Origin of the sequence: Paraburkholderia monticola (assembly GCF_001580545.1) — a bacterium.
Classification (GTDB): Bacteria; Pseudomonadota; Gammaproteobacteria; order Burkholderiales; family Burkholderiaceae; genus Paraburkholderia; species Paraburkholderia monticola.
Genome location: NZ_LRBG01000009.1, coordinates 101,336 through 125,403, shown reverse-complemented (window position 1 = coordinate 125,403; position 24,068 = coordinate 101,336). Strand labels below are relative to the sequence as shown.

The 24,068-nt window shown below is 64.9% G+C and carries 17 protein-coding genes; 9 read left to right on the top strand and 8 right to left on the bottom strand.

All coding sequences use genetic code 11. From position 1 onward, the window contains the following. Positions 1 to 84: 84 nt before the first annotated feature. Positions 85 to 885 carry a GntR family transcriptional regulator gene (locus CI15_RS12510; RefSeq protein ID WP_062128181.1) on the bottom strand — a complete coding sequence of 267 codons (801 nt, stop codon included), beginning with the start codon at positions 883 to 885 and terminating at the stop codon, positions 85 to 87. A 401-nt stretch (positions 886 to 1,286) separates the two neighbouring features. On the opposite strand from CI15_RS12510, the gene CI15_RS12505 reads away from it, so the two are divergent. From CI15_RS12505 to acnA, 6 genes are all read left to right on the top strand, one after another. Continuing rightward, positions 1,287 to 2,270 carry a malate dehydrogenase gene (locus CI15_RS12505; RefSeq protein WP_062128179.1) on the top strand — a complete coding sequence of 328 codons (984 nt, stop codon included), beginning with the start codon at positions 1,287 to 1,289 and terminating at the stop codon, positions 2,268 to 2,270. 192 nt (positions 2,271 to 2,462) lie between these two features. After that, positions 2,463 to 3,470: an HpcH/HpaI aldolase/citrate lyase family protein gene (locus tag CI15_RS12500; RefSeq protein WP_062128177.1), complete on the top strand. Its 1,008-nt coding sequence runs from the start codon at positions 2,463 to 2,465 to the stop codon at positions 3,468 to 3,470. Positions 3,471 to 3,545: 75 nt separating this feature from the next. Then, positions 3,546 to 4,733, top strand: coding sequence for a bifunctional 2-methylcitrate synthase/citrate synthase (gene prpC, locus CI15_RS12495; RefSeq protein WP_062128175.1), 1,188 nt, complete (start codon positions 3,546 to 3,548; stop codon positions 4,731 to 4,733). 102 nt (positions 4,734 to 4,835) lie between these two features. Beyond that, complete coding sequence (locus CI15_RS12490; protein WP_062128173.1) at positions 4,836 to 5,339, top strand: hypothetical protein; 504 nt, start codon at positions 4,836 to 4,838, stop codon at positions 5,337 to 5,339. Positions 5,340 to 5,365: 26 nt separating this feature from the next. Next, a complete protein-coding gene (locus CI15_RS12485) occupies positions 5,366 to 6,817 on the top strand; it encodes a bifunctional 2-methylcitrate dehydratase/aconitate hydratase (protein WP_062128171.1) in 1,452 nt (483 codons plus the stop codon). 42 nt (positions 6,818 to 6,859) lie between these two features. Then, positions 6,860 to 9,574 (top strand): aconitate hydratase AcnA, encoded by a 2,715-nt coding sequence (gene acnA, locus CI15_RS12480; RefSeq protein ID WP_062128169.1) that lies wholly within the window; start codon positions 6,860 to 6,862, stop codon positions 9,572 to 9,574. A 138-nt stretch (positions 9,575 to 9,712) separates the two neighbouring features. On the opposite strand, the gene CI15_RS12475 is transcribed toward acnA, so the two are convergent. Both CI15_RS12475 and CI15_RS12470 read right to left on the bottom strand, forming a co-directional pair. Further along, entirely contained in the window at positions 9,713 to 13,483 is a 3,771-nt protein-coding gene (locus CI15_RS12475; RefSeq protein ID WP_062128166.1) for a DUF748 domain-containing protein, read from the bottom strand. A gap of 213 nt (positions 13,484 to 13,696) precedes the next feature. Next, entirely contained in the window at positions 13,697 to 15,112 is a 1,416-nt protein-coding gene (locus tag CI15_RS12470; RefSeq protein ID WP_062128164.1) for a DUF1254 domain-containing protein, read from the bottom strand. Between the two features lie 270 nt (positions 15,113 to 15,382). Here CI15_RS12470 and CI15_RS12465 point away from each other — a divergent pair, with 270 nt between their 5' ends. Both CI15_RS12465 and CI15_RS12460 read left to right on the top strand, forming a co-directional pair. Next, entirely contained in the window at positions 15,383 to 16,030 is a 648-nt protein-coding gene (locus CI15_RS12465) for an FMN-binding negative transcriptional regulator (protein WP_062128163.1), read from the top strand. Between the two features lie 95 nt (positions 16,031 to 16,125). Further along, positions 16,126 to 18,768 (top strand): heavy metal translocating P-type ATPase, encoded by a 2,643-nt coding sequence (locus CI15_RS12460; protein ID WP_062128160.1) that lies wholly within the window; start codon positions 16,126 to 16,128, stop codon positions 18,766 to 18,768. An 82-nt stretch (positions 18,769 to 18,850) separates the two neighbouring features. On the opposite strand, the gene CI15_RS12455 is transcribed toward CI15_RS12460, so the two are convergent. Beyond that, positions 18,851 to 19,504, bottom strand: coding sequence for a glutathione S-transferase family protein (locus CI15_RS12455; protein WP_062128316.1), 654 nt, complete (start codon positions 19,502 to 19,504; stop codon positions 18,851 to 18,853). A 239-nt stretch (positions 19,505 to 19,743) separates the two neighbouring features. On the opposite strand from CI15_RS12455, the gene CI15_RS12450 reads away from it, so the two are divergent. After that, the gene (locus CI15_RS12450) at positions 19,744 to 21,177 is read left to right on the top strand and encodes a polyhydroxyalkanoate depolymerase (RefSeq protein WP_062128158.1); all 1,434 of its coding nucleotides are present in this window, start codon (positions 19,744 to 19,746) and stop codon (positions 21,175 to 21,177) included. A 50-nt stretch (positions 21,178 to 21,227) separates the two neighbouring features. Here the strand turns inward: CI15_RS12450 and CI15_RS12445 are convergent, their stop codons facing one another. From CI15_RS12445 to CI15_RS12430, 4 genes are all read right to left on the bottom strand, one after another. Then, positions 21,228 to 21,662, bottom strand: a complete 435-nt coding sequence (locus tag CI15_RS12445; RefSeq protein ID WP_062128156.1) for a cupin domain-containing protein — start codon at positions 21,660 to 21,662, stop codon at positions 21,228 to 21,230. A 97-nt stretch (positions 21,663 to 21,759) separates the two neighbouring features. Next, positions 21,760 to 22,371 carry a flavin reductase family protein gene (locus CI15_RS12440; protein ID WP_062128154.1) on the bottom strand — a complete coding sequence of 204 codons (612 nt, stop codon included), beginning with the start codon at positions 22,369 to 22,371 and terminating at the stop codon, positions 21,760 to 21,762. Between the two features lie 88 nt (positions 22,372 to 22,459). Next, entirely contained in the window at positions 22,460 to 23,335 is an 876-nt protein-coding gene (locus CI15_RS12435; protein WP_062128152.1) for a 3-hydroxyacyl-CoA dehydrogenase family protein, read from the bottom strand. A gap of 215 nt (positions 23,336 to 23,550) precedes the next feature. Then, on the bottom strand, positions 23,551 to 23,862 hold the full coding sequence (locus tag CI15_RS12430) for a hypothetical protein (RefSeq protein ID WP_062128149.1): 312 nt from the start codon (positions 23,860 to 23,862) through the stop codon (positions 23,551 to 23,553). Positions 23,863 to 24,068: the final 206 nt, after the last annotated feature.

The following is a 24,068-nucleotide window of genomic DNA, read 5'->3' as shown; positions in this document are numbered from 1 at the left end:
ACCGTAGGTCCTGTGCTGCGCGCGCCATGAAAGCGCCTTCCGATCGGCACGCGTGTGGGACGCCGCGCCTCGTTCCAGCCCGATTCAGCTCAGATCGTTCTGATAGTAATACCCGGTTGTGACATACCAACCTCGCCGGACTTCGACCGGCCGGTCCCCATAGGTATAGGACACGCGTTCGACCGAGAGCAACGGAAAACCTGCCGGTACATGCAGCAGGTCCGCCACGGAAGGCTCCGCCGCGACCGCGCGGATTTTTTCCGTCGCGCGAATCATGCGGGTGCCGAATTCCGTCTCGAACATCGCGTACAGAGGACCCTTGTACTCCGACAAGCGCTCGAGCGTGAGTCCGCGGAACACGGCGCCGGGCAGCCAGATCTCGTCGAGCACGGTGACTTCGCCGTCGAACTGCAGCAAACGCTTGATCAGCACGACCGGGTCGGCCGGCTTCAGATCGAGCTGCCGGGCGATCTCCGCCGAGGCGCGCAGGCGCCGGCATTCGAGCAGGCGGCTCACGTGCGGATGCTCGGCGCCGTCGTCGGCGAGCAGCCTCAGGAAGCGGAACTGCGCGCGTTCTTCGTTGTGCGTCGCAACGAACGTGCCCTTGCCCTGGCGGCGTACCAGCAGGTTGTCGGCGGCCAGTTCGTCGATCGCTTTGCGCACGGTGCCTTGACTCACCTTGAAACGCGCGGCCAGTTCGACTTCACTGGGAATGATCTCGCCCGGCTTCCATTCACCGCTTTCGAGGCTCTGCGTAATCAAGCCTTTGATCTGCTGATACAAGGGGCTGAAAGTAGGCGACGCAGCGGGAGCGACAGCGGATACAGCTTCGCCCGCGGCCCCCTGGCCATTCGGGTTCACAGGATTCGCCGGGTTCGAATTCATGCGCGCATTTCATCATAAAGGGCTGGGGGACGTCTAGGGTTTTCCCGTCGATAGATGTGTCTTATATAAGACATAAGATACGGTTGACTTTGTCGGTTTCGACTCCTACACTCCTTGTCGAGCAAGGGTTTGCGGGTTTTTGCGGCGCCTGTTTGATGCAGCGCCGCGACGCTCCGGCAACCACTCTGCACCATGCCCGGCGCGAGCCTTGGGCCATCCCGTCCCGCTCGGCAGTACAGATTTCCGGCATGGCGGACTTGTCACAGCGCGCCGCCCGGCCTCGGCACATTCCGAGCCGCACGCGAACAGTGAAATCCGCCGTGTTTCATAACGCTTCGCTGAACGCGCATATAGAATGGCGTTTTCCCTAGCGTCTAACGCATCGTCCTGGAGATTTCTCAATGGCTAAGCCCGCAAAGCGCGTTGCCGTCACCGGCGCCGCAGGTCAAATCGCTTACTCCCTGCTGTTCCGCATCGCCAATGGCGACCTGCTCGGCAAGGACCAGCCGGTGATCCTGCAGCTGCTCGATCTGCCGCAAGCGCAAGCCGCCGTCAAAGGCGTCGTGATGGAACTGGATGATTGCGCATTCCCGCTGCTGTCGGGCGTCGTGATCACGGACGACCCGAAGGTCGCGTTCAAGGACGCCGACATCGCACTGCTCGTCGGCGCGCGTCCGCGTTCGAAGGGCATGGAGCGTAAGGATCTGCTGTCGGCCAACGCCGAAATCTTCACGGTTCAAGGCAAGGCGCTGAACGACGTCGCCAGCCGCGACGTGAAGGTGCTGGTGGTCGGCAACCCGGCCAACACGAACGCGTATATCGCGATGAAGTCGGCGCCGGATCTGCCGAAGAAGAACTTCACCGCCATGCTGCGTCTGGACCACAACCGCGCGCTGTCGCAACTGGCCGCCAAGTCGGGCAAGCCGGTCGCGTCGATCGAAAAGCTCGCCGTGTGGGGCAACCACTCGCCGACCATGTACCCGGACTTTCGCGTCGCAACGGCTGAAGGTCAGGACCTGACCAAGCTGATCAACGACGAAGAATGGAACCGCAACACGTTCATCCCGACCGTCGGCAAGCGCGGCGCGGCGATCATCGAAGCGCGCGGCCTGTCGTCGGCGGCATCGGCGGCTAACGCTGCGATCGACCACGTGCGCGACTGGGTGCTCGGCACGAACGGCAAGTGGGTCACGATGGGTATCCCGTCGGACGGCTCGTACGGCATCCCTGAAGACATCATCTACGGCGTGCCGGTGACCTGCGAAAACGGCGAGTACAAGCGCGTCGAAGGTCTGGCAATCGACGCGTTCTCGCGCGAAAAGATGGACGGCACGCTGCAGGAACTGCTGGAAGAGCGCGAAGGCGTTCAGCACCTGCTCGGCTAAGCACCGAATGCGGATGAACCGGAACTCCGAAGCGTCAGCGCGGCGGGTTCCGGTTTTTTTCGTGCGAATGGCCTTGCGAACATCGCCATTCGCCTCTGATTCGAACGTGCTTTGCCGGTGCCCGTCGGCACTCGCGCAGAGCACGCCCGAATCCGATTCCCCCTAATTCTCACCACGCCCCACACGCCGAAGATGCGCGTTCTCACACCCGCCGAAGTGCTCTTTGACGGCGAAGCGCCGCCTGCTGTGTTGCCTGCCGCCGATCACTACGCGGGCAGCGAAAAGCTGATGCTGAAATCGCTCGCGTTGCAGCAGCAACTCGGCCCGGTGTTCGATATCACGCTCGATTGCGAAGACGGCGCGCAGGTCGGCCGCGAGGCCGAGCACGCGGAACTGGTCGCATCGCTGCTGGGCGGCGAGCATGACCGCTTCGGCCGGGTGGGCGTGCGCATCCACGACTTTGCTCACGCACACTGGCGCGACGACGTGCGCCTGATTCTGCGCGCCGCGAAGCGAGCACCCGCTTACATCACACTGCCAAAAATCCGCAACGTCCACGATGCCGCCGAAATGATCGCGTTCATCGAGGCGACGCGGCGCGAGCTCGGCCTCGCGCAGCCGGTGCCCGTGCAACTGCTGGTCGAAACCCACGGGGCGCTCACGCGCGTCTTCGAGCTGGCCGCGCTGCCGGGTGTCGAGGCGCTGAGCTTCGGTCTGATGGACTTCGTCTCCGCGCACGACGGCGCGATCCCCGATACCGCGATGCGCTCGCCGGGCCAGTTCGATCATCCGCTCGTGCGGCGCGCGAAACTCGAGATTTCGGCGGCCTGTCATGCGTACGGCAAAGTGCCGTCGCACAACGTCAGTACCGAAGTGCGCGACATGAGCGTGGTCGCCAACGACGCGCAGCGCGCCCGCAACGAGTTCGGCTATACGCGCATGTGGAGCATCCACCCGGCGCAGATCGAAGCGATCGTCGCCGCGTTCGCGCCGCGCGACGAAGAAATCGCGACTGCCACCGAAATCCTGCTGGCCGCGCAATCCGCGCATTGGGGCCCGACGCGTCACGGCGATACGCTGCACGACCGCGCGAGCTACCGCTATTACTGGTCGGTGCTGCGCCGCGCGCAAACCACCGGCCGGGCTGTTCCGCACGAAGCGGCGCCGCTGTTTGAGAAAGTAGGCGCTAACGGACGGTAGGCGGCACGGGCGACGCGCTTTAAGCGACGCGAATTAAACTGCAGTGATGAGCCGGCACACAGGAGAAGGCGGGAGATGAGCGAGACGACGCAAGCGGCTGGCGCAACAGGCGGCAACGAAACGCAAAGCGGCTTCAAACCTAAGAAATCCGTCGCGCTGTCCGGCGTGACCGCGGGCAACACCGCGCTGTGCACGGTCGGCAAGACCGGCAACGATCTGCACTATCGCGGCTACGACATTCTGGACATCGCCAGCGCGTGCGAATTCGAAGAGATCGCCCATCTGCTGGTCCACGGCAAGCTGCCGACCCAGGCCGAACTGACCGCGTACAAAACGAAGCTGAAATCGATGCGTGGCCTGCCCGCGAACGTGAAGGCCGCGCTCGAATGGATTCCGGCCGCCGCGCATCCGATGGACGTGATGCGCACCGGCGTATCGGTGCTCGGCACCGTGCTGCCCGAAAAGGACGACCACAACCTGCCCGGCGCGCGCGACATCGCCGACAAGCTGATGGCCTCGCTCGGCTCGATGCTGCTGTACTGGTACCACTACTCGCACAACGGCAAGCGCATCGAGGTCGAAACCGACGACGATTCGATCGGCGGCCATTTCCTGCATCTGCTGCACGGCGTCGAGCCGTCGAAGGCGTGGGTCGACGCGATGCACGTGTCACTGAACCTGTACGCGGAGCACGAGTTCAACGCCTCGACGTTCACCGGCCGCGTGATCGCGGGCACGGGCTCGGACATCTATTCGGCGATCACCGGTGCGATCGGCGCGCTGCGCGGCCCGAAGCACGGCGGCGCCAATGAAGTCGCGTTCGAGATCCAGTCGCGCTACCAGACGCCGGACGAAGCGGAAGCCGACATCCGCCGCCGCGTCGAGAACAAGGAAGTCGTGATCGGCTTCGGCCATCCGGTGTACACGATCTCGGACCCGCGCAACAAGGTCATCAAGGAAGTCGCGAAGAATCTCTCGAACAAGGCGGGCAACACCAAGCTGTTCTCGATCGCCGAGCGGCTCGAATCGGTCATGTGGGATGCGAAGAAGATGTTCCCGAACCTCGACTGGTTCAGCGCGGTGTCGTATCACATGATGGGCGTGCCGACCGCGATGTTCACGCCGCTGTTCGTGATCTCGCGTACGGCCGGCTGGAGCGCGCACATCATCGAGCAGCGCGTCGACAACAAGATCATTCGTCCGAGCGCGAACTACACCGGACCCGAGAATTTAAAGTACGTGCCGATAAATAGGAGAAAATAGCGGTCGCTGTGCGCTCCACAGCGCGTGCAGTTCAGCCCGCGCGGCCGCCGGACCGGTCGTCCGCGCACTGTTTAACTGATTCTAGATAGAAAGGTTTTCTCCATGAAAAAGCTGATGATCGCCGCCATGATTGGCGCCCTGTCCACGACGATGCTGTCCGTCGCGACTGACGCCACTGCTGCGGACACGGCCACCACAACCACGAAGAAGGCCGTCGCAAAGCGCCCGGAGCCGCGCCGCCTGATCAAGCGCAAGGCGAATCCGACGAAGGAAGCGAAGGTCGATCCGATCCCGGAAGGCGCTGAAAAGTGGTCGTGCAAAGACGGCCTTGCTTTCGAAATGAAAGGCGACATGAAGCGTGACCAGGTCGTCACGGTTCACTGGGCGAACAAGAACTACACGCTGCCGCGCGAAACGACCACGACGGGCGCCGACCGCTTCCACGACGCAGCGACCGGCATGGACCTCGTCGTGATCCCGACCAAGGCGATGCTGTTCCAGGACAAGGACAGCTCGCGTCTCGCCGACGAATGCAAGACCGTCGCCATGGAACAGGGCGCGCCGGCTGCAACGCAATCGAACGCAGTCAACAAGACCGGCAACTGATACCTGCCGCCAGGGAAGGCCCTCCGATGTCCGCCCCGATCTCCAACGTGCGACCCGACCCGGACAATGTCCTGGTCGATATCGTCGACTACGTGCTGGACTACAGGATCGACAGCGCGCTCGCGCTGGAAACCGCGCGTCATTGCCTGATCGACACGCTCGGTTGCGGACTCGAGGCGCTGACCTACCCGGCCTGCACCAAGCTGATGGGACCAATCGTGCCAGGCACGATCGTCCCCAACGGCGCGAAGGTGCCGGGCACGTCGTTCCAGCTGGACCCGGTTCAAGCCGCCTTCAATATCGGCGCGATGATCCGCTGGCTCGACTTCAACGACACCTGGCTGGCCGCCGAATGGGGTCATCCGTCGGATAACCTCGGCGGCATTCTCGCGACGGCCGACTGGCTCTCGCGCACTGCCATCGCAGCGGGCAAAGCGCCGCTGACGATGAAAGACGTCCTGATCGCGATGATCAAGGCGCACGAAATTCAAGGCTGCATCGCGCTCGAAAACTCGTTCAACAAGGTCGGGCTCGATCATGTGCTGCTCGTCAAGCTCGCGTCGACCGCGGTGGTCGGCCAGCTGATCGGCCTCACGCGCGACGAGCTGATCAACGCGGTCTCGCAGGCGCTCGTCGATGGGCAGGCGCTGCGCACTTACCGCCACGCGCCGAACACCGGTTCGCGCAAGTCATGGGCCGCCGGCGACGCGACCTCGCGCGCCGTGCGCCTCGCGCTGATTTCGAAGACCGGCGAGATGGGCTATCCGTCGGTGCTCAGCGCGAAAACGTGGGGCTTCTACGACGTGCTGTTCAACGGCAACGCATTCCAGTTCCAGCGTCCGTATGGCTCGTACGTGATGGAAAACGTGCTGTTCAAGATTTCGTTTCCGGCCGAGTTCCACGCGCAAACCGCCGTGGAAGCCGCGCTCGCGCTGCATGCGCAGCTCGACAGGCAGGGGCGGCGCGTCGAAGACATTCGCCGCATCACGATTCGTACGCATGAAGCGGCGATTCGTATCATCGATAAAAAAGGCCCGCTGAACAATCCGGCCGACCGCGATCACTGCATTCAGTACATGATTGCGGTGCCGCTGATTTTCGGCCGTCTCACCGCCGCCGATTACGAAGATTCAGTGGCGCGGGACGCGCGCATCGATGGGTTGCGCGCGAAGATGGAATGCGTCGAAGACCCGCAGTTCACGAAGGATTACCACGACCCGGAGAAGCGTTCGATCGCCAATGCACTGACGATTGAATTCGACGACGGGTCGAAGTTGGACGAAGTCGTAGTCGAATACCCGATCGGTCATAAGCGCCGTCGCGAAGACGGTATCCCGTTGCTGGTCGAGAAGTTCAAGACCAATCTCGCGCGGCGCTTTCCGCTCAAGCAGCAACAGGCGATTCTCGGCGTATCGCTCGATCAGGCCAAGCTCGAAGCGACGCCGGTCAATGAATACGTCGATCTGTACGTCATCTAGGCTAAGTACTGTAGTTCCGCGATCCAAACCAAGGAAAACACCATGGCCCACAACCTCCACAAAACGCTCAAGGAATTCGACAGCGGTTCCGGCAAAGGCAAGTTCTACTCCCTGCCGCAACTCGGCAAGGCTCTGAACCTCAAGATCGACCGCCTGCCGGTCTCGATCCGTATCGTGCTGGAATCGGTGCTGCGCAACTACGACGGCAAGAAGATCGCCGAAGAACACATCACGCAACTCGCGAACTGGAAGCCGACCGCGGCTCGGGTCGACGAAATCCCGTTCGTCGTGTCGCGCGTCGTGCTGCAGGACTTCACCGGCGTGCCGTTGCTCGCCGACATCGCCGCGATGCGCGGCGTCGCGAAGGCCGTCGGCAAGAATCCGAAGTCGATCGAGCCGCTGGTGCCGGTGGACCTCGTCGTCGACCACTCGGTGCAGATCGACCACTTCCGCGAGAAGAACGCGCTCGACCTGAACATGAAACTGGAATTCCAGCGCAACAACGAGCGCTACCAGTTCATGAAGTGGGGCATGCAGGCATTCGACACGTTCAAGGTCGTGCCGCCGGGCGTCGGCATCGTTCACCAGGTGAACCTCGAATACCTCGCACGCGGCGTGCACAAGAAGGCCGACGGCGCGGACACCGTGTACTACCCGGATTCGCTGGTCGGCACGGACAGCCACACGACGATGATCAACGGCATCGGCGTGGTCGGCTGGGGCGTGGGCGGTATCGAAGCCGAAGCGGGCATGCTCGGCCAGCCGGTGTACTTCCTCACGCCGGACGTCGTCGGTGTGCACCTGAAGGGCAAGCTGATCGAAGGCGTGACCGCAACCGACCTCGTGCTGACGATCACCGAACTGCTGCGCAAGGAGAAGGTCGTCGGCAAGTTCGTCGAATTCTTCGGCGAAGGCACGCGCTCGCTGTCGGTGCCCGATCGCGCGACGATCGGCAACATGGCGCCGGAATACGGCGCGACGATGGGCTTCTTCCCGGTCGACGAAAAGACCATCGACTTCTTCCACGGCACGGGCCGCACGGACGCGGAAATCTCGGCGTTCGAGAACTACTTCAAGGCGCAGGAGCTGTTCGGCATTCCGGCCGATGGCGACATCGACTACACGAAGGTCGTCACGCTGGATCTCGCCACGGTCGCGCCGTCGCTGGCAGGCCCGAAGCGTCCGCAGGACCGCATCGAAATCGGCCACGTGAAGTCGACCTTCACCGACCTGTTCTCGAAGCCGGTCGCTGAAAACGGCTTCGCGAAGAAGGCTGCGGATCTCGACGCGCAATACACGACGAGCAACGGCGTCGACGTGAAAAACGGCGACGTGCTGATCGCCGCGATCACGTCGTGCACGAACACGTCGAACCCGAGCGTGCTGCTGGCCGCCGGTCTGCTCGCGAAGAAGGCCGTCGAGGCCGGCCTGACGGTCGCCCCGCACATCAAGACCTCGCTTGCGCCGGGATCGCGCATCGTCACCGAATACCTGACGAAGACCGACCTGCTGAAGTACCTCGACAAGCTCGGCTTCACGCTGGCCGCTTACGGCTGCACGACCTGTATCGGTAACGCGGGCGACCTGACGCCGGAGCTGAACGAAGCGATCACGAAGAACGACATCGTCGCGGCGGCCGTGCTGTCGGGCAACCGCAACTTCGAGGCGCGTATCCACCCGAACATTCGCGCGAACTTCCTCGCGTCGCCGCCGCTCGTCGTTGCATACGCGATCGCCGGCAACATCACGCGTGACCTGATGACCGAGCCGGTCGGCAAGGGCAAGGGCGGCAAGGACATCTACCTCGGCGACATCTGGCCGAGCAGCGACGAAGTCAACGCGCTGCTCAAGTACGCCATGGATGCCGACGCGTTCCGCAAGAACTACTCGCAGCTCACGAAGAAGGGCGACCTGTGGAGCAAGATCGAGGGCGAAGAAGGCCAGGTCTACGACTGGCCGAAGTCGACCTACATCGCCGAGCCGCCGTTCTTCGGCAAGGACTTCTCGATGACGCCGGCCTCCAGCATCCCGCCGGTCACGGGCGCGCGCGCACTGGGCATCTTCGGTGACTCGGTCACGACCGACCACATCAGCCCGGCAGGCTCGATCAAGGAAGACTCGCCGGCAGGTCGTTGGCTGAAGGAAAACGGCGTGCAGAAGGCCGACTTCAACAGCTACGGCTCGCGCCGCGGCAACCACGACGTGATGATGCGCGGCACGTTCGCGAACGTCCGGATCAAGAACCTGATGATCCCGGCGAAGGCGGATGGCGCGCGCGTCGAAGGCGGGCTGACGATTCACCAGCCGAGCGGCGAACAGCTGTCGATCTACGACGCGGCGATGAAGTACATCGACGCCGGCACGCCGACCGTCGTGTTCGCGGGCGAAGAGTACGGCACAGGGTCGTCGCGCGACTGGGCGGCCAAGGGTACGCAACTGCTGGGCGTGAAGGCCGTGGTCGCACGCAGCTTCGAGCGTATCCACCGTTCGAACCTCGTCGGCATGGGCGTGCTGCCGCTGCAGTTCAAGGGCTCGGATAGCGTGCAGTCGCTCGGCATCACCGGCGAAGAAACGTACGACATCGAAGGCCTCGGCGACGACTTCAAGCCGCAACAGGAAGTCACGCTCGTGATCCACGGCAAGGACGGCGACAAGCGCGTTCCGGTGCTGCTACGTATCGACACGCCGATCGAAGTCGACTACTACAAGCACGGCGGGATTTTGCCGTTCGTGCTGCGCTCGCTGCTGGCTGCTTAAGCCTGGCGGCAACGCAAACAGCCTCGCTGTTTTGCAGGGGCTGCGTCCTGTGGAGGGCGCAGCCGACTTTGAAGCCCGACCTCAGGTCGGGCTTTTTTTTATGCGCTCATGTCGCGGCTCGTGGGCCGCCAGCACCGATCACTTCAAGCCGAAATCGACCCGTGTGGTCGCGCCCTTGTCCTTGATGTCGTCGGCAGTCATCTTCGGCGCGACGATAAACACGCGGCTGCTGTCGATCTTGCCTTCCAGGTACTGTTGCACGCTCTGCGCGCGCTGCTGCGCCAGTTGCCGCAGGCTCGCGTCGTCGATCAGCGCGTTGGCCGCGATCGCGGCCTTCATGTCGTCGTCGGGCAGCGTCTTCGTCATACCAATGAAGTTGCGCGGTTTCTTGAAGTCTGTGGACTTGTAGGCCTTGGCCAGATATTTGTCATAGTCCTTCTGATCGACCGTGACCGTCGACAGATCGACGCTCTCGCCGTTGCCCACCACGTCCTTGATCTTCTGCCGCTTGACCATCTGATCGACGTACTGCGTGCGCAGCGCCGGTTCGTCGACCTTCGGATCGACGCGGCCGATCAGGTCCATGCGGATCGACGGCTTGTCGGAGAGTGCCTTCACGATCGTGTCGAGCTTCTGCTTGTCGGCGTCGCTGAGCGTCGCCGAGCCCGCCGTAAATTCGACGTAACCGAGGTCCTCCCCATTGCCGCCGAACGCATGCGCGATCAGCGTGAACGGCGCGGTCACCGCTTTTTCGAGCAGGTTGAGCACCGCATGCCAGATCAGCCCGCCGATGCTGAACTCGGGGTTCGACAGCGTGCCCGACACCGGCAGGTTCACGTCGATCTCGCCACGCGAGTTCTTCAGCAGCGAGATCGCGAAACGCACCGGCAGCTTGGTCGCGGTGTCGTTGTCGATGTGATCGCCGAACGTGAGCTGATCGATGAACAGGTGGTTGTTCGCGTTCAGCTGATCGTTCGCAAGCTGGTAATGCAGATCGACGTTGAGCTTGCCCTTCGTGATCGGATAGCCGGCGTATTTCGCCGAGTACGGCGTCAGGTTGGTCAGCTCGATGTCGTGTGCGCTCGCGGTCAGATCGAGCGCGGGTTTCGCAATCAGCGGATTGACGGTGCCGCGGATCGTCAGCGGACCGTTGGCCGCGAGCTTCGCGGCGACGTCGACCGGTGCGGACGTAGTCGATTCCGTGCCGAACGCGCCGATCGTGCCCTGAATGTCGACGAGGTTAGCGGTGTAGTTCGGCTTGATGAAGTTGTCGGTGTAGGTGACGCGGCCCTGCTGCAACACCAGTTGCCCGAAGTGCATCTTGACCAGGCTTTGCGGCGGCGTCGCGGCCTTGGCGGTGGCCACCGGTGCGGAGGCGGCCTTGGCCGGCGTTGCGGCGGATGCCACGATCGGCGCCGAGGCCGCGACGGCTTCCGACACCGCCTCGGGCGTCAGCGGAATCGGATGCGAGCCGCTCTTGTCGCGGGTCAGCGACTGCGTCGTAGCGCCCTCGTGCGCGACCACGTCCTTCAGGTTCAGCTTGCCTTGCGCGTCGAGCAGCACGCGCCCATAGAATTTCGAGAACGTGACGCGGCCCGCGTCGACCACGGTGCCGTGCTCGTCGTAGTCGGCCTTCAGGTTCGTCAGCGCGAGCGAACCCCAGCCGGCGAACGGGTCCGACGTCGCCTTGTCGAGCATGCGCACGTCGACGAGCGCGACGTCGCCGTGATAGTTCGCTTTCAGCGACTTCGCTTGGGATGCCGAGAGATCGCCGCTCGCGTTCAGCAGCGCGCTCGCGAGCGTCGCGTTCAGCTTGTTGCCGAAGTACGGCTCGAACGCGGCCGCATCGAGCCGGTTCGCGTTGATCTTGACGGCCAGCTTCAGCGGCGTCGCGGTCACGTCGCCCTTCACGGCGAGCGTGCCTTTCTTGTTCAACGTCGCTTGCAGGTCGACGGGCAGCGGACGGCCCAGGTCGTCGCTGATCTGCTGCACCTTCAGCTGCAGCGGCGCAAAGCTCAGTTTGACCGGCTGCGGCGTCGTGTTGTCGGTGAAATCGGCGGTGGCGTCCTTGAGCGTCAATGCGCCGATCGTGTAATGCCACGCGGGGCCCTGCGCCTGTGCCTCTTTCGCCGCGTGAATCGCGGTGCGCTCCGTCGCCTGCTGATGGGGACTCGCGAGCGCGCTCAGATTGATGCTGCCGTCTTTCAGTCGCTGCGCGTCGACTGCGAGGCCGGTGACGTCCACGCTCGTCACGTCGGCCGTGCGCGCCGTGAGGTCCACGTGCTTGACGACGACGTTGCCCTGCGCGAGCGAAAGCACCGGCGCCTTCTCGCCGCGTGCCGCGAGCTTCACCGTCTGCATGTCCAGTTGCGTGTCCGCGACCGTCAGGGCCATCGGCGATTTCGACCAGTTCGCGTCGATGTTCGTCGTCGCCGACAGCGCGCCGTCAAGCGCCTGCGCGGATGTCGCCATGTCGAGATATGGCTGCAACGGCGGCAGCTTCAGCGACTTCAGATCGAGCTTCGCGCTCGCCGTCTTCGCGGCGAGGCCGACCGTGCCGTCGACGGCGAGCGAGCCGCCGCTGTTCGTCAGGTTCGTGCTCAGCGTGTAGTGCGCGGGCGCCGACGCGAGCGTCGAGAAATCGGTCACCGTGACCGCGAGGTTTTGCAAACCGGCGTCGACCGGACGCGATGCGGCTTCGTCGTGCACGTTCACCGTGCCATCGGCGAGTGTGAAACGTTTGATCGCCAGGTCGATCGGCGGGGTGGCTTTTTCGGCGGCAGCGGTTTTGGCGTCGCCCTTCGCGTCCGCCGTTTCCTTTGGCGCCGCTTTTTCCGGCGCGGACGCGAACATATGCTCGACGCTCAGTACGCCGTCCTTGTCGCGCGCGAGACTCGCGTTCGGCGCGTCGATGCGGATCTCGTCGAAGCGATAGACGCTCTTCAACGGCTCGAGCGATGCCGCCGCCACATGCACCGCGCGAGCCGCGAAGAATGGCGCCTTGCCCTGATCCTTCACGTCGACGTCGTTCAGGTCCACGGTACCGGCGACGCGCAGCGACGGTGTGTCGTCCGACATCACGAAGTTCAGCTTCAGATCGGTCGACAGCTTGCCCGATTGCACGATCACCGGCAGCTTCGACGGCACATAGGACACCAGCTTCGGCACGTCGAGCTCGTCGAAGCGCAGCGACACTTCCGACTCGCGCGATGCCGCGAACGGCTTGGTCCTGCCGTCGATCGCGATCTGACTATCGCCGTCGATGCGCGCGCGCAGCAGCGGCTCGACGAAGATGTCGGTCTTCGACGGCAGCGTCGCGATGAACGGAATGCCGAGCTTCCATTGATCGATCACGTGGCTCGTGCCGAGCAGCCGGTCGTCGAAGGTGATCTGGCCGTTCTCGACGCGAATGTTGGACACGGAGAATTGCGTCGGCTTGCTGTTGGGTTTTGCCGGTTGATTCGCGAATTTCTCGATCAGATCGCTGAAATTGAAGTGCTGCGCGTCGTAGCGCACGAGATGAAAGCGCGGCGAATCGACCTGCACTTCATTGACGATCGGTGCGCCGCGAAACACCGAACTCCACGACGGCTGGACGATGAGCCGGGAAATATCGACGAAGTCCCCCGCGCCGCCGCGCTCGCCGATATGCACGTTGTCGGCCTCGAAACGCAGCGTGTACGGATTGAGCGCGATGCGGCCGATCGAGGCCGGGCGGTCGAGCTGCTTGCTCAGTTGCTGGCTCGCGATATGGCGAATCAGCGGCGGCGCCGCGAAAAAGCCGAGCAGGCCGAACACGACGAGGAAGATCAGCAGGCCGATCAGAATCCGACGCGTGCGGTGCGACTGCGCGACTTCGCGCACGGCCTGCATGGAGGAGGATAAGGATGCTTTATTGAGGCTTGCCATGCTCGATCTGGGTGAATGCGGCGGCAAGCCCGCCGCTAAAAACAGAGATCCCGCAAGCGGCAGTATAAGTCGTGAATCAATGGTTAGACAGGAATGTCAGGACCCGTCTGACGATTCGTGCTGCCGACCGATTTGCTTTGCAGACCTGGCGATTTTCGACAGCGTTAGGTAACGAAGCCGAACGGCGCGCGGTGTGCCCACGCGCCGCTCATCTCACTGCCGCACGACTGCTGGTGGCTGCCAGCTGCCGTCGGTGGCTTGCGGCTTCGGCGCATACAGGCGCAGCACCAGTTGCATGTCCGCTCGCGGTGCCGGCAGCCAGTTGCCGGTCCGGCTACGCGTCGACGACACCACCACGTCGAGCGAACCATCGCGGTTGCGGCGTGCGCCATTGCGATCGCCGACCGCGAGCCGCGCCGCTGCGTTCTCGCTCAGCGCGCCGTCTTTCGTGTACGCGGTGATCGTCCAGAACCCGCGCACCGGCGGCAACTGATTCGCCGCGAAGTGGATCACGTAACGATTCGCGCCGTTCAGCGTGTTGCCGTCGCTGTCCTGCGTGACGACCGCGCGTACTTCGTCGTCCTTCGTACCGATGCCGAGCTGCGTGCTCGCCGCATACGCGCGCAGCCCATAGTCGGGACCGTAGTTGCCGACGGCGTCGCCGAACCAGCTCCAGCCGTTCGCGCTCAGCAGATTCGACGGCGGCGTCGCGACGCGATCGCGGCCGTCGGCGAGACCGGCCGCAAGCGCATCGGACGCCTTCGGCAGCTTCACCGGATCGCCTGGCGTGACGCCGAGATCGGCAAGGAATTTGAGCGCGTGCGGATCGGCCGGTGTCGGCGGATTGTCGGGTAACGCGTCGGCAAGACGGCTGAAGAAGCCGCTCGCGTCGAGCGCGGCGACCTGCTGCGCCGGCGTCCCGCCCGCGACGCCGCTCGCGTTGCCGCGCGGCGGCAGCGCCGCCGGCTCCGCGTCGCCGACGAAGACGCTCAGCGGCTCCAGACGGATCGCATGTTGCAGCTTACGCACCGCGTTCAGATCGCGCGCGCCGTTCGACTGGATGCGCACGCTGATCCACGCGTTGCGGGTCGGCACTTCGACGCGCTTCGCGCCCTTCGGCAGTTCGCCCTTCCAGCCCGGCGCGACGAACGCGAACGTTTGCGCGCGCAGGCCCTTTGCGGCGGCCGTGCCCGCGCCGAGCTGCGGCCCGGTCGACCACACGACGTTGGTCCACATGTCGAGCACGCGTGCATCGACGTAGCGGCCATGTGAATCGGGTAGCGCCAGGATCACCGGCTCGTCGCCGAGGTCGAGCCAGCCGGTCGAGTCAAGCGTATCGAGGCTCGGCAGCGGCGGGTTGATCGCGCCGATCGGCGGCAGCGCCTGCGCGTGACGAAGCGTATTGAAAGGCGCCTGGCCCGGAGCGGTGCCAACCGCCGCGTCGCGCGTGGCGCTCATCAGCACGAGCGGATAGCCGAATACGTAGGAGTCGGCGACTTCGTCCTTGATCCAGCCGGTGCTTTGTTGCGTCGCAATGGGGGTCGATGCGCAGCCGGCGAGCAGTGCGAGACCCGCGAGCGATGCGCAGGTTCGTTGAAGCAAAAACAATTCTCGGCGATTTTTTATCATTCGTTCAGAGTGCGGAGCGTGCAGTCCTATGTGAGATGCCGGTGTGCAGCGCCAGGTGCATGCGCGGTTCTCCCGAAAACACTGCGCAGCTGGTCCGCGGATTGCGATTCCGACAACATCGCGTTGTATCGTATCCTTGCTAACCAGGCAAGCACAAAGCGGGGATTTGCGCCTGGCAACGCGCATGCAGTTCACCAATGTGACAAACGGCCTCCCTGTCTGTCGATTCGCCCCCACTCTATATCGTCGTCCCGTATCCGGAGCGCTTCAATGTATATGCCCGCCCATTTCGAAGAGAACCGTCCAGAGGTTCTTCACCGCCTGATCGCCGAGCAGTCGTTCGGCACGCTGATTACGAACGGCCCCAATGGGCTCGACGCGAATCATTTGCCGTTCGAGGCGCAGGCGGACGCGGCGGATTCGTCACGTCTGGTGTTGCGTGCGCACGTCGCGCGGGCCAACCCGGTCTGGCAGGAAGCCGCGACCCATCCCGAAACGCTGGTGATCTTTCAGGGGCCGGCCGCCTATATTTCGCCGAGCTGGTATCCGAGCAAACACGACACGCACAAGCAGGTGCCGACCTACAACTATATGGTCGTGCATGCACATGGCAGGATTGTGGTCCGCGACGATGAATCGTTCCTGCGCGGCCTCGTCGCGCGACTCACGCGCAAGATGGAAGCCGGCGAGCCGGTGCCGTGGAAGATGGGCGACGCGCCGGCCGACTACATCGCGCAGATGCTCGGCGCGATCGTCGGGATCGAAATCGAGGTGACGCGGCTCGTCGGTAAATGGAAGCTCGGGCAGAACAAGGCGGCGGAAGACCGGCGCGGCGCGGCGCAAACCCTGCTCGCGCGCGACGGCGATCAGCAGCAGGCGGTGGGACAGGCGATGCTGGACGCGCCACCGGCGTTTTGACGGCGGCGGCATAATCCGGCCTTGACCTTCCAGTGATGGGAAGGTCGATACTGGATTGACTACGCGGCCCAATGCCGCCACGAGCCTTGCCTGCCATGACCGGACTTGCCAACCCGCAGCGCCCCGCCGACGCTGCCGCCTCCTCTGCCACGCGCGTCGTCGAACTCGAGATCGGCGGGATGACTTGCGCGTCGTGCGCGAGCCGCGTCGAAAAGGCGCTGGCGAAGCTGCCCGGAGTCGCGCGGGCCTCAGTGAATCTCGCGACCGAGCGTGCCCGCGTGGAAAGCGACGCGACGCTCGAACCTCGCCAACTGGCCGATGCCGTGCGCAAGGCCGGATACGAAGCGACGCCGCTCGCGAACGCCGATTTCAGCGAGCCAGCCGCGACGTATGCCGCGGCGCCCGCATCTGCGCTGCAACCCACTGAACTGGAAATCGGCGGCATGACCTGCGCCGCCTGCGCGTTGCGCGTCGAGAAGGCGCTCGCGAAAGTGCCTGGCGTCGCGCGCGCGTCGGTCAACCTGGCGACCGAAACCGCCACCGTTCATCCGCAAGACGCCGCGTCAGCCGATGCCGAAGCACTGATCGCCGCCGTCAGGAAAGCCGGCTACGAAGCGACGCTGAGCGCGCCGCCCGTCCCTACCGCCCCGGTCGATACGACGGCGACCATCGCCGCGACCGGCGAAGTCGGCGGCATGCTCGACACGCCGCAGATCCCCGCCGTCGACCGCAAGCAGATTCAAACCCGCCGCGACCTCGCGAGCGTCGTCGCTTCCGCGCTGCTGACGCTGCCGCTCATCGCGCCGATGTTCGGCGAATGGTTCGGCCTGCACGCGATGCTGCCGCCCTGGCCGCAGTTCGTGCTCGCGTCGATCGTGCAGTTCGTGTTCGGCGCGCGCTTCTATCGCGCCGCCTACCGCGCGGTCCGTGCCGGCGCCGGCAACATGGACCTGCTGGTCGCGCTCGGTACGTCGGCGGCGTACGGCATCAGCGTCTACGAACTCGCGATGCATCCGGGCGACGTGATGCATCTGTACTTCGAGGCATCGGCCGTCGTGATTACGCTGGTGCGCTTCGGCAAATGGCTCGAGGCGCGCGCGAAGCGCCAGACCACCGACGCGATCCGCGCGCTCAACGCGCTGCGCCCCGAGCGCGCGCGCATCCGCGACGGCGCCGGCGAGCGCGAGGTGCCGCTAGCGCAAGTGCGGGTCGGCACGCTCGTGATCGTGCTGCCGGGCGAACGCGTGCCGGTCGACGGCGCGGTGCTCGAAGGCCGCACGCATATCGACGAAGCGCTGATCACGGGCGAAAGCCTGCCGGTGCCGAAGCAGGCCGGCGACGCCGTCACGGCCGGCTCGATCAACGGCGAAGGCGCGCTCGTGGTGACGACCACCGCGATCGGCGCGGAGACGACGCTCGCGCGCATCATCCGGCTCGTCGAAAGCGCCCAGGCCGAGAAGGCGCCGATCCAGCGGCTCGTCGACCGTGTCAGCGAAATCTTCGTGCCGGCGATTCTGGCGCTTGCCGCGCTCACGCTCGTCGGCTGGCTGCTCGCCGGTGCGGGCGGCGAAACCGCGATCCTGAACGCCGTCGCCGTGCTGGTGATCGCCTGCCCGTGCGCGCTCGGGCTCGCGACGCCCGCCGCGATCATGGCCGGCACCGGCGTCGCGGCGCGCCACGGCGTGCTGATCAAGGACGCGGAAGCGCTCGAAATCGCGCATCGCGTGTCGATCGTCGCGTTCGACAAAACCGGCACGCTGACGCTGGGCCAGCCATCGGTCACGGCATTCGAGCCGGTCGGCGATGTGAGCCACCAGGAAGCGCTCGCACTTGCTGCGGCGGTGCAGCGGCATAGCGATCATCCGCTGGCGAAGGCGGTGGTGCGCGCCTACGAAGCGCAGTCTGGACAAACGGCCGACGGCAACGATGGCGCGGTCAGCGCCACGGCCGCTCGGGCCGTCGCGGGCCGCGGCGTCGAAGCCGAGGTCGGCGGCCGCAAGCTTGCGCTCGGTAGCACCCGCTGGCTGCGCGAGCTCGACATCGCGCTGCCGCCTGCGCTCGCCACCCGCGCGCAGGAACTCGAAGCGGCCGGCAACACCGTGTCGTGGCTGATGACCCTCGCGCCTCATGCGCCTCACGACCGCGAAGCTCTCGCGCTGATCGCGTTCGGCGACACGGTCAAGCCGACCGCCCGCGAGGCGGTCGCGCGGCTCGCGCGCATGGGCATCCGCAGCGTGCTCGTGACCGGCGACAACCGCGGCAGTGCGGCCAGCGTCGCGCAGGCGCTCGGCATCGACGAATTCCACGCCGAGGTGCTGCCCGACGACAAGGCCCGCGTGATCCGCGACCTGAAGATGAGCCACGCCGGCATCGTCGCGATGGCGGGCGATGGCATCAACGACGCGCCCGCGCTCGCCGCCGCCGACATCGGCATCGCGATGGCGACCGGCACCGACGTCGCCATGCACGCCGCCGGCATCACACTGATGCGCGGCGACCCGGCGCTCGTCGCCGACGCAATCGACATCTCGCGCAGGACCTGGCGCAAGATCCAGCAGAACCTGTTCTGGGCCTTCGTGTACAACCTGATCGGCATTCCGCTGGCCGCGCTCGGCTTGCTGAATCCGATGCTCGCGGGCGCGGCCATGGCGTTTTCGAGCGTCAGCGTCGTCACGAACGCGCTGCTGCTGCGGACGTGGCGCGCGACGCCGGGCCACGCCGTCGTGCAGGCGCGCTGAGCCTCGCTAGAGGTAGAGGTAGAGGGCCTGCCCGGATTCCTCCGGGGGTGGGTGGGCGTCGAGCGAACCGCGCCCGCTGCGCTCAAAACTCGACGTCCAGTTCGTCGATCTCCTCCACCTCCTGCCGCGCAAGCCCGATCCATTCGCGCATCTCGGGCAGCGCCATGATCCGCTGCCCGTATTCGACGATATCCGGATCGAGTCGCACGTCATAGGTCACGAATCGCGTCACCACGGGCGCGTACATCGCGTCCGCCGCGGTCCGCTCGCCGAACAGGAACGGGCCGCCATACTCCTTCAGACATTCGCGCCAGATCGTCACGATCCGCTCGATATCGGATTGCGCGCGCGCCCACACCTTGAAGCCCGGGAAATGCGCCTTCAGGTTCATCGGCAACGCCGAGCGCAACGACGCAAAGCCCGAATGCATCTCGCCGCAGATCGAGCGGCAATGCGCACGGGCGCCGATCTCCCCCGGCAGCAGCGCCGCTTCGGGCTTCAGTTCGTTCAGATATTCGGCGATCGCCAGCGTGTCCCAGACCTTGACGCCGTCGTGCACGAGGCACGGGACCAGAATCGACGGCGACAGCAACAGGAGTTCGGCGCGCGCCGAGGGGTCGTCGATCGGCACCACGATCTCTTCGAACGGCAAGCCGCTGAACTTCGTCAGCAGCCAGCCGCGTAGTGACCACGAAGAGTAGTTCCTGCTGCTGATCGTAAGCGTAGTATTGCCCATACGTGTGTCCTCCAGATCGGGCATCGCGCCGCACTTGCCGGTATCCATGCACGCCACCGTGCGCGCGCGCACCAAAGCGCGGCAAGGCCGGCCCATCTCGCAGACGCATGCAAGGGATATGCCGATGCGCCAGGACAGGTGGCAACGTTAGGCGACATGCGGACCAACCCGCGCGAGCGCCTGGCGCATCACTTGCTTTTATTCGGGTTCCTTTCTTTCAGTCGGGTTCGCGTGAAAGTATGAATCTGTTCACCTATCCCGCCTATCAGGCCTGCGCCGACATGCTGCTACCGATACGGCACGGCGCGGCGCTGGCGAACCGTTCGCTCGATGCGTGGTCCGCGTTCGCGGCCACCTCGCACGGACGCTCGCTGCGCGCCGCCTGCGAGTTGCTGATCCTCGGCGGGCTCACGTCGAAGCGGCCGCCGTTCGGCATCGACAGCATCGTCACGGAAGGCAAGCCGGTTGCCGTGGTCGAGGAAGTCGTCGCGCGCACGCCGTTCTGCTCGCTGCTGCATTTTCGTAAGGACGCCGTGCTTTCGAGTCCGCAGCCGCGCGTGCTGATGATCGCGCCGATGTCGGGCCACTTCGCGACCCTGCTGCGCGCAACCGTGCGCACGATGCTGGCCGAGCACGACGTCTACATCACCGACTGGCACAACCCGCGCGACGTGCCGCTCGGCGAAGGCCGCTTCGGCTTCGACGAATTCGTGCGCCACGTGATCGACTTCACCGCGCGGATCGGGTCCGGCACCCACCTGCTCGCGGTCTGCCAGCCCACCGTCGCGGCGCTCGCCGCCGTCTCCCTGATGGCCGCCGACGATCATCCCGCGCAGCCGGCCAGCATGACGCTGATGGCGGGCCCGATCGACACGCGCATCAATCCCACGCGCGTCAACGACCTGGCCAAGAGCCAGCCGATCGAGTGGTTCGAGCGCAACCTGATCAGTGCGGTGCCGTTCGGCTTCGCCGGCGCGCAGCGTCGCGTCTATCCGGGCTTCGTGCAACTGGCCGCGTTCATGTCGATGAATCCAGGCCGCCACGCCGACTCGTTCGAAACGATGTACTACGAGCGCGGCAAGGGCGATCCGCAGAAAGCGGACACGATACGTACCTTCTATGAAGAATACTTCGCGACGATGGATCTGACGGCCGACTTTTATCTGGAGACCGTCGACACCGTGTTCCAACGCCATGCGCTGCCGTTGCGCACGCTCGAGGTGGAGGGGCGGTTGGTGCAGCCGTCGAAGATTCGCCGCACCGCGCTGCTGACCGTCGAGGGTGAAAAGGACGATATCTGCGCGGTCGGTCAGACGCTCGCCGCGCAGGACATGTGCGAGCATCTGCGGCCGTATCTGAAGACGCATCATGTGCAAACGGGCGTCGGCCACTACGGCGTGTTCAGCGGACGTCGCTGGGAGCAGCAGATCTACCCGCGCGTGCGGGCCGTGATTTACGACAACGAACCCCGCGCGGTGCTCGTCAGTTCACGGGCGCGTCCGATCCAGCCGGTGCCCGCGGCGACCGCGGCCGAAGTCACGGCGGCCGCGCCGGTAGCGGCGGCCGTCGTCGGAGTGGAAGTGGAAGCGGGCGGCAGTGCCAGCGTCAACAGCGATTCCGGGGCAACCGAGCCCACTCCGTCCTCAAGTAGACGGCCGCCCGCGACGCCCTGAGCGTTGCGCGCGGCCGCGCGCGTCGCTTCGAGGCGCGCGTCGCCGTCCCGTCAAACCGTCGCATCACGCCAGGGCGTCGGAGCCGGCACTGCGCAGGGCGGCTCGGCGTCGATCGATCTGAAGTCGGCCGGCGACACGATCTCCAGGTACTCCATATCTTCCGAATAGTCGAACAGGTAATGGACGATGCCGGGCGCCTGATGCACGCAATCGCCGGCCGCGACGAGCGTCTCCTTGTCGCCGTACATGAAGCGCGCCCAGCCCTTCAGCATGATCACGATGTGGAAATCGGCCTCATGACGGTGCCAGCCGGTGCCTTGCTCTGGTGCGTGATTCGCCTTGACGAGTTGCGCGAGCACCTTGCCGCCGGTCGCCTCGGCGATCCCCAGATCGCGGTAAAGGAAGAAGTCGCGCAAGCCCTGATCCACGTACGACGTGTCCTGCGGACGGTTGTGGCTGAATTGCGTGGCGAATGAGGTGGACATGATCGCGCTCCAGGAAGGTAAGCCGGTACCGCAACCGGCACGATGGAGCGCCGGTTGCAAGCATCAAGCAGGCCAGTGGAGCGAGTGGGAAACGGGTTCAGGCCGTCGGCCGGATCATCTGGAACATCTCGCCGATCTGCGCATAGTCGGCGCGATAACCCGCGCGCATGATCGGTTGCGCGGCCTGCGTGTCGAACAGGCCGTCCTTCAGATACGCCTCGTCGATATGCACGCCGACCACCTGGCCGAGCGACAGATAGTTGTCCATCGGCTTGCCGTCGATGTCATGCAAACGCACGATCTGCAGCAGCTTGCATTCGAGCGCGGCCGGCGATTCGGCGACGTGCGGCACCGCGACGTTGCGCCCCGGCGCGGGCGTGAGTCCGGCCAGCGCGAACTCGTCGACGTGCGACGCGACCGGCGCCGACGAGCGATTCATCTGCTCGGCGAGCGGACGGGTGGCGAGGTTCCACACGAACTCGCCGGTCGCCTCGATGTTGGCGAGGCTGTCCTTGCGGCCCTCGCTGCTGAATCCGATGATCGCCGGAAAGGTCGCGAACGCGCCGAAGAAGCTGTACGGCGCGAGATTGAGGTTGCCCTCGGCATCGCGCGACGAAATCCAGCCGATCAGCCGAGGCGCGACGATCGCCTTGAAAGGATCATGCGGCAGGCCGTGACCGGCGGCGGGGTCGTAGAAGTAGTGGGACATGAAGTGGCTTTGGGTTGACGTGTGACGGTTGGCGCAACAGGAGGCGCAGAGGCAGAGCGCTGGGCACAAAAGGGCTATTTATACCGTACTAGCCGCGCTCGATCACGCGCTTGCGCCCTTCCCTGACGCGCGCGAGACGCGCTTCGTCCCAGTCATGGAAACCGGCGCCGCTGCGCACGCCGACACGCCCCGCGTCGACCTGCGCGCGCAGCAGGTCGATCACGTCCTCGTCCTTCGCGAGTTGCGGCATCAGATGCGACGCGATGTCGACGAACGTGTCGAGCCCGCCCATATCCGCGCCCTCGAACGGCCCGACGATGCCCCAGCGGCGCCCCAGCGACGCCTTCATCACCCGATCGACGACCTCGGGCGTCGCCGCCCCCGAACGCACGATGTGCAAGGCTTCGCGCAGCACCGCGAATTGCAGCCGATTGCCGACGAAGCCTGGAATCGCCTTGGCGAGCACGACTGGCTCCATGCCGATTGCGCTCATCAGTTCGGCGGTCTGTTGCACCACCTCGGGCGCGGTCGCGCTGCCGGGTACGACTTCGACGAGCGGAATCATGTGCGGCGGGTTCCAGAAATGCGCGATCACGAAGCGCTCTTTCGAGCACAACGGCGTGGCGAGCTGATCGGGTGGAAAGCCGCTGGTGTTGCTCGCGAGGATCGCATCGTCGGCGAGCAGGCCGGTCAAGGTCGCGTAGAGCCGATGCTTGAGCTCCAGCACTTCGGGAATCGCCTCGATCACGAAGCGCGCCTGCGCGATCACGTCGAGCTGCGCATGCGTTTCGATGCGCGCGAGCGCCGCCTGCTTGGCGGCATCATCGATGCGGCCCGCGTCGATCAGTTCGTCGAGCACGGCTTGCGCTTTCGGCACGACGCTCGCGAGGCGCGCCGGATCGACGTCGTGCACGATCGTCCGATACCCGTGCAACGCGGCCTGCGTCGCAATGCCGACGCCCATCAGCCCCGTGCCTACCACCCCTATCGCTACGTCCTGCAGTGTCTTGTCCACACGCGCTCCCGCTGCCGTCGATGAAAGCCCCGAAGCATAGCGCAGCACGTCGCAATACCACGGTTGGACTCGCACGCCCCAATGCGACGAAGCCGGTCTTCCCGTCACGGGAAGGCCGGCTTCGTGGACTTCACGCCGCCTGCTGCGGCGCCGTCAGACGCGCATTAGTAGCGCGGCGGCGGGCGGTGATCGTCACGATCGTCGCCGTGGTGGTGCGGATCGTATTCGTGCGGATGATGGCGCATCCACTCGTCGTGCTCCCAATAGCGATGGCCGTCCCAGTAACGATCGCCGTGCCAGCCGATGTTGACCGACACGCCGACCGGCATCATGTGCGGTTGACCGTACACGACCGGCGCCGGACCGTGCTCAACGATCACGCGCTCTTGCGCGAATGCGCTACCAGCCGCGATGAGTGCGCCGCCCGCGAGCAGCGTTGCGATAAGCGAACGCGATGTTTTGCCCAAGGTTTTCATAATGACCTCCCGTCAAAGTTTTGTTCCTGGCTAGCGTCCGTGTTTGCTCGGGTCCCGCGATTCGATTCGCTTGCGATCCGAACCAGACGCCGTACGCTTGAGACCCACTTTAGCGGCCCGAATCGCACGAATACGTGAGCACTTGTAAGCGCGGATTTCATAGATGGGGACGGATGACGGAAGCCCGATTTCGCTTTCGAGCCGCA

Bases quoted from the DNA above. Each gene is read 5' to 3' on its own strand.
- CI15_RS12445 (WP_062128156.1), bottom strand. From the start codon at position 21,662: ATGTCCACCTCATTCGCCACGCAATTCAGCCACAACCGTCCGCAGGAC.
- prpC (WP_062128175.1), top strand. From the start codon at position 3,546: ATGAGCGAGACGACGCAAGCGGCTGGCGCAACAGGCGGCAACGAAACG.
- CI15_RS12440 (WP_062128154.1), bottom strand. From the start codon at position 22,371: ATGTCCCACTACTTCTACGACCCCGCCGCCGGTCACGGCCTGCCGCAT.
- CI15_RS12460 (WP_062128160.1), top strand. From the start codon at position 16,126: ATGACCGGACTTGCCAACCCGCAGCGCCCCGCCGACGCTGCCGCCTCC.
- CI15_RS12490 (WP_062128173.1), top strand. From the start codon at position 4,836: ATGAAAAAGCTGATGATCGCCGCCATGATTGGCGCCCTGTCCACGACG.
- CI15_RS12485 (WP_062128171.1), top strand. From the start codon at position 5,366: ATGTCCGCCCCGATCTCCAACGTGCGACCCGACCCGGACAATGTCCTG.
- acnA (WP_062128169.1), top strand. From the start codon at position 6,860: ATGGCCCACAACCTCCACAAAACGCTCAAGGAATTCGACAGCGGTTCC.
- CI15_RS12510 (WP_062128181.1), bottom strand. From the start codon at position 885: ATGAATTCGAACCCGGCGAATCCTGTGAACCCGAATGGCCAGGGGGCC.
- CI15_RS12435 (WP_062128152.1), bottom strand. From the start codon at position 23,335: ATGGGCGTCGGCATTGCGACGCAGGCCGCGTTGCACGGGTATCGGACG.
- CI15_RS12450 (WP_062128158.1), top strand. From the start codon at position 19,744: ATGAATCTGTTCACCTATCCCGCCTATCAGGCCTGCGCCGACATGCTG.
- CI15_RS12465 (WP_062128163.1), top strand. From the start codon at position 15,383: ATGTATATGCCCGCCCATTTCGAAGAGAACCGTCCAGAGGTTCTTCAC.
- CI15_RS12505 (WP_062128179.1), top strand. From the start codon at position 1,287: ATGGCTAAGCCCGCAAAGCGCGTTGCCGTCACCGGCGCCGCAGGTCAA.
- CI15_RS12455 (WP_062128316.1), bottom strand. From the start codon at position 19,504: ATGGGCAATACTACGCTTACGATCAGCAGCAGGAACTACTCTTCGTGG.
- CI15_RS12430 (WP_062128149.1), bottom strand. From the start codon at position 23,862: ATGAAAACCTTGGGCAAAACATCGCGTTCGCTTATCGCAACGCTGCTC.
- CI15_RS12470 (WP_062128164.1), bottom strand. From the start codon at position 15,112: ATGATAAAAAATCGCCGAGAATTGTTTTTGCTTCAACGAACCTGCGCA.
- CI15_RS12500 (WP_062128177.1), top strand. From the start codon at position 2,463: ATGCGCGTTCTCACACCCGCCGAAGTGCTCTTTGACGGCGAAGCGCCG.
- CI15_RS12475 (WP_062128166.1), bottom strand. From the start codon at position 13,483: ATGGCAAGCCTCAATAAAGCATCCTTATCCTCCTCCATGCAGGCCGTG.